Below are 8289 nucleotides of genomic sequence, written 5' to 3' on the forward strand. Positions count from 1 at the left end.
GGTCATCGTGGTGCTTTGGCTCATCTCGGGGGTCGGTTACCTCATCACCAAGCTGGTCTCCATGGCCATCTCGAGGGAACGGGAATACCTGGCCGACGCCGACGGGGTCTCCATGTGCAAGGATCCGCTAGGCATGGCGGAAGCCCTCTATAAGATCTCGCGGCGATACCGGGGCGGGGTGCCGGAGAGCTATTCGGCCCTCTTCATCCTGAACCCGGGGGAATCGGCCCTGGACGACAGCGAAGGCGCCTTCGCGGACCTGTTCAGCAACCATCCGCCCGTGTCCGAGCGGCTTTCCAAACTGCTGAAATGGGCCAAGTCGGACCTGCCCAGCCTGGAACAGCAGGTGGAGCGGGAAGAAGAAAATGGAACATCGGCCCAGGGCCCTAAGGTTCCCACCCCCCAAACCGCCCCGCCCACTTTCCTGGCCTACCAGGACAACCAATGGAAGGGGCCCTTTGATCCCCAACAGCTGATGGCCATGGGTTTCCTGGCTCCGGGAGCCTGGGTCTGCCCGGCGGGGACCCAGAACGTTCAGAAGGTCTCCCAAACGGCGGAACTGATGCCCTTGCTGGCGGCCATGACGGCCGCGGGGGCGGGGAGCGGCCATGCTTGCCCGCGTTGCAAGGTGCCGCTGGCGGCTTCCGAATTCGAGGGTTGCGAAGTGGAGCAATGTCCCTCCTGCCGTGGATACCTGCTGCGGGGCGGGGTGCTGGAGCGCCTCATCACCCGCGAGAACGTCACCTATGGTCCGCAGCAGATCAAGAAGGCCAAGGTCTGGCGGGACAAACAACGGGGTCCCTTGAGGGACCGGGACGCCTTCCCCGAGATCAAGTGTCCCCTCTGCGGGGACCCGATGGGTAAAGGCATCCATTCCATGCTGACCCAGGTGGTCATCGACCATTGCACGAACGGGCATTGCGGGGCGATCTGGTGCGATGGCGGGGAACTGGAGACCATCCGCATGATCATCCAGGACGCCCACGCCACCCCTATCCCGGCGGTCTGAGAGGCTCCTTCCATATCCCTGGGGGTGCGCCGGACCCGGGACCACCAGGGAAGTCCAAAATCCTCCGAATGGACGGCCCCTCGGGTGGTTCGATCCGATTTAATCGGTATAATTCGAACAACTGCCCGGGTCTGAAAACCAGGGTCCACAAACCAACCACACCCTTCAACGCCTTTGGAGCCGACTTCCGTGCGCCGAACCTATCTTTCGTTCCGTTCCTTATCCCATTGGCTGATGGGAACCGCCTGCCTCTACGCGCTGGGTTCACCCCTTCGTGCCCAGGTCACCCTGACCAAGACCCAGGGCTTCGCCTCCAATTCCCCCGGAAGCGCCGTCACTTACTTCATTAATTATTCCAATGGGACCAACCCGGTCACCTGCGCCGACGGCTTCGAGGGGGACACCCTGGGGGCCATGCCCCCCGGCTGGACCGAGAACTCGGCGGGCTGGACGGTGGTGAGCGGCAATTCGACCCTCAACGCGGGCGGGACCCAGTCCCTGCAGGGCACCGCCGCCCCGGGCCAATATCCCTTGCTCCTCAACACCTGCGCCGGACAGGTGGGGGACGGCACCCTCCAGGCCGACATGCGGTTCAACAACGCCGGCCAGCAGGGTGTGCTGATCTGGCGTTTCACGGGGACCAACAGCCCCAGCTTCGTGAACGGGTCCAGCTACCAGGCGATCCTGCAGACCGGGACCACCAACAACCTGACCTTGGGCTATTACGACAACGGCGGGGGCGCCTTCCACGCGGTCGCCACGGGCAGCGCCACCCTCAATACAGGGACCTGGTACAGCGTCCAGTTCCAGGTGACGGGGACCGGGTCGGTCACCCTGTCGCTCTCCATCAACGGGACCCAGGTCATCGCTCCCGTGACGACCGCCTTCAGCATCGGATCGGGCCAGTCGGGGATCCAGGCCAATAATGGGGCGACGGTGCTCTTCGACAACGTCTCCATCGTGAAGTCCTCCCAGGCCTACAACGTGACGGTGACCGACACCCTGCCGACCGGCCTGACCTATTCCAGCGCGAGCGGGACGCCTGCGGTGGTGGGGCAACGGGTGACCTGGTCCCTGGGCAACCTGGCCGCCGGGGTCTCCGGGTCGGTGACCGTCACGGGAACGGTGAACAACTGCGGGACCACCCTGGTGAACCGGGCCGAGGCGGACAGTGCCTTGCCGCAGGGCTCGGCCTTGAGCGCTCCCGTGTCCCTGGTCCTGGCCGCCTGCACCCCGACCCCCACCTGGACCCAGACCCCGTCGCCCACCTCGACGCCGACCTTCACCCCCACCCGGACCCCAAGCTCCACGCCTTCGAGCACCGCCACCTGGACGGCCACCTCCACGCCCAGCTCGACGGCGACGAACAGCGCCACTTCCACCGCGACCTCTACGCCCAGCGCAACGGCGACTTCCACCGCCACATCCACTGCGACCTCCACCGCCTCCTCGACGGGGACCAATAGCCCGACGGCCACAGCGACGAACAGTGCCACTTCCACCGCGACCTCTACGCCCAGCGCAACGGCGACTTCCACCGCCACATCCACGCCGACCCCGACCGCTTCCTCAACGGGGACCAATAGCCCGACGGCCACGCCGACTTCCACCGCTTCCTCGACCGGGACGGACAGCCCGACGGCCACGGCGACGAACAGCGCCACTTCCTCGTTCACCTTGACCGCCACTTCGACGGTTTCGGACACGCCTTCGGCCACACCGTCGTTGACCCCTTCGTCCACCGCGAGCCCTACCGCCACCGATACGGCCACTTCGACCGCGACCTCCAGTGCCACCTCCAGCGCGACCTCCACCCCCACGTCCACGGCGACGGATAGCGCGACCCCCACGCCGACCTCGACTTTTGTCGATACCGCCACCGATACGGCCAGTTCCACTGCGACCTCCAGCGCCACACCGACCCCTTCCTCGACGGGCACCGACAGCCCGACGGCTACCATGACCTTCACGGCCACTTCGACCGCGACCTCCAGCCCAACCTCCACCGCCACGGCGACGGATAGTACGACCTCCACGCCGACCTCGACTTTCGTCGATACCGCCACGGATACGGCCAGTCCGACCGCGACTTTCAGCCCTACCCCAACGGCTTCCAGTACCCCCACGGGGACCCCGACGGATACCACCACCCGGACCCCGACCGTCACTGCTTCGGGAACGGCCACGGATACGCCGACCGGGACAGCGACCGGTACCCCCACTTCCACGCCGAGCGCGACGTTCACCGATAGTCCGACGGGAAGCCCTACATCGACCTGGACCGTCACCCTTTCGCCCACACCTTCCTATAGCCCCACGCCTTCTTTTACGGACACGCCCAGCTATACGGCGACCCCGACCTATAGTCCGACCGCGACCCTGCCGCCGGGAACTTTCACCTGGACGCCGGGATCCACCTCGACCCCGACCTATTCCTATACGCCTACTTACAGCTACACCCCGACCTACAGTTCCACCTCGACCCCCACCCCCACGGACACCCTGCCGCCCGGGACCTTCACCTCCACACCGGTCTTCACCCATACCCACACGCCCATCTATACGGATACGCCTTCCTATACCTTCACTTGGACCTTCACTCCGACCCCCAGCCCCACCCCGACCGGGACCCTGACCCCTATCGCCTCCCCCACGGCCACGGCGTACGCCACGCCGATCTGCGACTCCGAGAGCATCGCGATCTTCGATGAGCGGGGGGAAAGACTCCGGCTCCTTTGCGGGACCCTGGCCCCCATGGCCCGTAAGGTCTTGGACCTGGAAGTGGTGAACGGGACCGGTTCGGTGACCTTCACGCTCGATGGCGCGGCTTGCGCGGCCTGGGACGGGCGTGACGACCACGGCGGCCCCGTCCCCTTGGGTTTCTACCACCTGGCCATCACCCAGACCTTCCTGGACGGCACCCAGGCCTTGTTCGAGAAGAGTTTCTATTGGGGGAACCATGCGCCCTTGCCTGCCGTTGTCCTGACCGCCGCCCCCAACCTGGTCGTCGCGGGCGGAGCGGTCCATTTGAGCGCCTTGGTGGAGGGACATCCGGTGGACGCGCCGGGCGGGGTGAAGATCTACGCCCTCTCGGGCGAATTCGTGAAGGGCCTGGACCTTGTCGCCGGTCAGGCGGACTGGGACCTGACCAACGGCCAGGGCGGATCGGTGGCTTCGGGACTCTATTTGGTCGTCCTGGACGTCCAGGACAGCCATGGCGATCCGGCCCGCAAGGTCATCAAGGTGGGTCTTAAACACTGAGTCGCGCCGTTCGTGCCGTTGCGGGCAATAGCCGAAGGATGGCGGCTGTTCATGACAGGCTTGCGGCGCGTTGGCCCTTCGGGCCAAGCGTGATGGGCCGAAGGCCCAGTACAACCTCGGTTCCAAAACAACTTTCTTCGGGAAAGACCTATTGAACCGGGAGCTTCGGACGGCACCCTGTTCGGGATCAAGTCCACGCCAGGACCGCTACCCCAATAGGGCATTGGGTTCACGGAGACTTTCTACCCTAGGGCCTTCCTGTTAAGATTGGGCCTCGAAAACAGCCTTCTATATAGGAAAGCCCATGAAGACCCAACCGACCTTTCTCCCTTTACCCCTCGGCTTCAAGGCCGCGGGTGTCCACGCCGGCCTCAAGAAGGCGGGCAAGCCCGATATGGGGTTCCTGTTCTCCGACCGTCCGGCCGCCTGGGCGGGGATGGTGACGAAGAGCGCGGTCAAGTCGGCCCCCTCTCACCGGACCGAACAGCTCCTGAAGGCCAAGAAAGCTTTGCGGGCCATCGTGGTGAACACCAAGTTCGCCAACGGGTATACGGGCAGGCAGGGCCGCAAGGACACCGAGGACACCGCCAAGTGGACGGCCCAAAGATTGGGGGTTTCGCCCTCGGAGGTCCTCGTCCATTCGACGGGAGTGTTGGGGGTTCATTTGCCCCGGCCCAAGATCGCGCGGGGGGTGAAGCTGGGGACCGCCGCCCTGTCCACCCTCAAGGGGGCGGATTTCGCCCAGGCCATCCTGACCACCGACCTGACCCTCAAGACGGCCACCCGGACCCTTCTTATAGGAAAGGGCGCGGTGCAGATCACGGGCTTCGCCAAGGGATCGGGCATGATCCATCCGAATATGGCGACCATGCTGGCCTATATCCTCACCGATGCCTCCATCCCCCGGCCCTTGCTGGACAAGGCGCTCAAGGCCGCCGCGGACAAAAGCTTCAACCGCATCACGGTCGATGGGGATACCTCGCCCAGCGATTCGTTGATCGTCATGGCCAACGGCGCGGCCAACGCCCTGCCCATCCAAGGGGGCGCCGACTACCGGATCTTCTCGAACGTTCTGGCGTCGGTCTGCCTGGAACTGGCCCAGAAGGTCGTCCGGGACGGGGAAGGGGCCACCAAGTTCGTGACCATCCAGGTGAAGGGGGCCAAGACGGGGGATGACGCCCTCAAGGCCGCCAAGGCCATCGCCCATTCCCCCCTGGTGAAGACCGCCCTCTTTGGGGCCGACCCCAACTGGGGCCGGATCCTGACCGCCCTGGGTTATTCGGGGGCGGCGGTGGACGAGTTCAAGGCCAGGATCACCATCGGCGGTTATGTTCTATATAAAGGGGAGCCCCGCAAGGGTTGGTCGCGGGCCAAATTGAAGGCCATCCTCCAAAAGCCCGATATCGACATCACGGTGGACCTGGGCCTGGGGCGTTCGCAGGAGACGGTCTATACCTGCGACCTGACCGACGGCTATATCGACATCAATGGACGATATACGACTTGAAGTCTTTTCACCGCGAAGACGCGAAGATCGCGAAGGGAAAACCGCATGAAAGATCCGGGAAATAAAAAAGAGACCATGGGAAGCGTCGGCGAGTTCGGTTTCATCGATAAGATCCGCACGGCCATGAAGGCCAAGAACCCGAACGTGGTGTTGGGGATCGGGGACGACGCGGCCATCTTCAAGCCCGCCCAGGGCCACGAGCTCATCTTCACGACCGACATGCTGATCGAGGACCGTCATTTCGACTTCAAGTGGATCTCGCCCTGGCAATTGGGCGCCAAGACCATGGCCGTCAACGTGAGCGACTGTTCGGCCATGGGCGCCAAGCCCACCGTGGCCTTGGTCTCCCTGGGAGTGCCCAAGGGCTTCCCGGTCAAGGACCTGGAGGCTTTCTACGACGGCATGCGGCAATGGGGCGAGCAATACGGCGCCCAGATCGTGGGCGGCGACACCGTGGGGAGCGATAAGTTCGTCGTGAACGTGGCCCTGATCGGCGAGGTGGAGAAGGGGAGGGCCCTGCGGCGCTCCGGCGCCAAGGCGGGGGACGCCCTTTTCGTGACCGGAACGCTCGGCGATTCGGCGGCCGGCCTCCACGCCCTCCAACATCCGGACGCCCAGGGCAAGGACGCGATCCCCTTATTGACCAAGCGCCACCTGACCCCCGTGCCCCGTTTCACCGTGGGCCGCACCCTGGTGGCCCTGAAGCTGGCCAGCGCCGCCATCGACATTTCCGACGGGCTCTCCTCCGAGGTGCACCACCTCTGCGAGCAGTCGGGCTTGGGCGCCGAGATCCACGAGGAGGCCATCCCTTATTCGCAGGCCCTCATCCACTATTGCGACGAGAACCACCTGGACCCGCTGTCCTTCGCGCTCGATGGCGGGGAGGATTACGAGCTGGCCTTCACCGTGCCCTTGGCCCGGATCGCCGACGCGGTGCGTAAACTGCCGGCGGACACCGGCGTGGCGGTCAAATCCGTGGGCCGCATGGTGCCCAAGGCCAAGGGCATCACCCTCATCACCCGCAAGGGCGAACGGGTGGCCTTGAAGCCGAAGGGTTTCGACCATTTCAAGGGCGGGTCCCGGGCATGAGGACCGCCTTCGTCCTCTTCGATGGGCTCACGGCCTTGGATTTCGTCGGCGTTTACGATCCCCTGACCCGGCTCAAGAGCATGGACTTCATGGCCTCCCTCCAATGGGACCTTTGCGCCATGACGGAGAAGGTCACCGACTCCAACGGGCTCACCTTGCTCCCGACGGTGGTGGGGAAACCCCTCGCGGGCTACGACCTGCTGGTGGTGCCCGGCGGGCCCACCGCGAAGGAACGCTCCCAGGACCCCGCTTTCGTGGCTTGGATCAAGACCGCCGCTCCCGTTCCCCTCAAGGTCTCGGTCTGTTCGGGGGCCCTCTTGCTGGGGGCGGCGGGGTTCCTCCAAGGCAAGAAAGCCACCACCCACGCGGCCCGTCGGGAGGACCTGAAACAATATTGCGCCGAGGTGGTGGAAAAGAGGGTCGTGGACGAGGGCGAGGTCATCACCTGCGGGGGGGTCACCGCCGGCATCGACCTGGGGCTTTATCTTTGCGGGAAGTTCGTCAGCCTGGACGCCAAGGAGATCATCCGCCACCGCATGGACTATCACAGCCCATGGTGACCACCAGCTTCACCTGTGAGAGCCCCGAGCAGACCTTCCAACTGGGCTTCCTCATCGGCGAGAAGGCCCGGCCCGGCGACGTCTGGAGCCTCACCGGCGACCTGGGGGCTGGGAAGACCCATTTCGTGAAGGGAATGGCCAAGGGCGCCGGCTTCGAGGGGCTCGTCCAGTCGCCCACCTTCGGCCTGCAACATATCTACGAGGGCCGCCTGCCCCTTTATCACTTCGACTGGTACCGCTTGGAACGCGCCCGCGAGGTCGAGGACCTGGGCTGGGACGAGTGGCTGTCCAAGGGCGGGCTGGTGGCGGTGGAGTGGGGCGACAAGTTCGCCGAGCTTTTGCCGCCCAACGTCATTAAACTGAACATCGAGGTGCTCTCCGAGGAAAGCCGCCGGGTCTTCGTGGAGGCCGAACACCCCGATGCCATGCCCCGCGTGGAGGAACTGATCCGATGCTGGCCGCCCTAGAGGTCTCCACCCGCATCTCCAGCGTCGCCCTGCTCGACCTTATTACCGGCGAGGAACTGGCCGGGATCGCCCTCCCGGGCGATCCGGAAAGCTCCGTCACCCTCCTGCCGGCCCTCGAGACGCTCCTGAAGGACAAGGACCTCTCCCCCTCGGACCTGGCGGCGGTGGCCGTCTCGACGGGGCCGGGGAGCTTCACCGGCATCCGGGTGGGCATCGCCACCGCCGAGGGACTTTGCCTGCCGGGGAACCTGCTGGCCTTCGGTATCCCGACCCTGGACGGACTGGCCGAGAACCTGCGGGCCGCCGGTTTGACCGGGGAGGCCCTTTGCCTCATCGACGCCCAGAGGGGCGAGGTCTTCGCGGGCCACTACCGGATCGACGACCAAACGATCGAGG

The 8289-nt window shown here is 65.1% G+C and carries 7 protein-coding genes; all 7 read left to right on the top strand.

Going from position 1 to position 8289, the window contains the following annotated elements; all coding sequences use genetic code 11:
* Nucleotides 1–1009: zf-TFIIB domain-containing protein (locus VHE12_01850; protein HVZ79526.1), on the top strand; the 1009-nt coding region annotated here is incomplete at its 5' end.
* Nucleotides 1010–1198: 189 nt separating this feature from the next.
* Nucleotides 1199–4270 (top strand): family 16 glycoside hydrolase, encoded by a 3072-nt coding sequence (locus tag VHE12_01855; GenBank protein ID HVZ79527.1) that lies wholly within the window; start codon nt 1199–1201, stop codon nt 4268–4270.
* Between the two features lie 304 nt (nt 4271–4574).
* A complete protein-coding gene (argJ, locus tag VHE12_01860) occupies nt 4575–5777 on the top strand; it encodes a bifunctional glutamate N-acetyltransferase/amino-acid acetyltransferase ArgJ (protein ID HVZ79528.1) in 1203 nt (400 codons plus the stop codon).
* A 45-nt stretch (nt 5778–5822) separates the two neighbouring features.
* Nucleotides 5823–6866, top strand: a complete 1044-nt coding sequence (gene thiL, locus VHE12_01865) for a thiamine-phosphate kinase (protein HVZ79529.1) — start codon at nt 5823–5825, stop codon at nt 6864–6866.
* Nucleotides 6863–7426: a DJ-1/PfpI family protein gene (locus VHE12_01870; GenBank protein HVZ79530.1), complete on the top strand. Its 564-nt coding sequence runs from the start codon at nt 6863–6865 to the stop codon at nt 7424–7426. Before thiL ends, VHE12_01870 begins: the two co-directional genes overlap by 4 nt.
* Nucleotides 7420–7893 carry a tRNA (adenosine(37)-N6)-threonylcarbamoyltransferase complex ATPase subunit type 1 TsaE gene (gene tsaE, locus VHE12_01875; protein HVZ79531.1) on the top strand — a complete coding sequence of 158 codons (474 nt, stop codon included), beginning with the start codon at nt 7420–7422 and terminating at the stop codon, nt 7891–7893. The genes VHE12_01870 and tsaE overlap by 7 nt, the downstream gene beginning before the upstream one ends.
* Nucleotides 7878–8289, top strand: a 412-nt coding sequence (gene tsaB / locus VHE12_01880) for a tRNA (adenosine(37)-N6)-threonylcarbamoyltransferase complex dimerization subunit type 1 TsaB (GenBank protein ID HVZ79532.1), incomplete at its 3' end; no start/stop codon positions are given. The genes tsaE and tsaB, both read left to right, overlap by 16 nt.

The organism is bacterium (genome assembly GCA_035549195.1).
In the GTDB taxonomy this organism is placed as follows: Bacteria; Oederibacteriota; Muellerivitia; order Muellerivitales; family Muellerivitaceae; genus DASZRK01.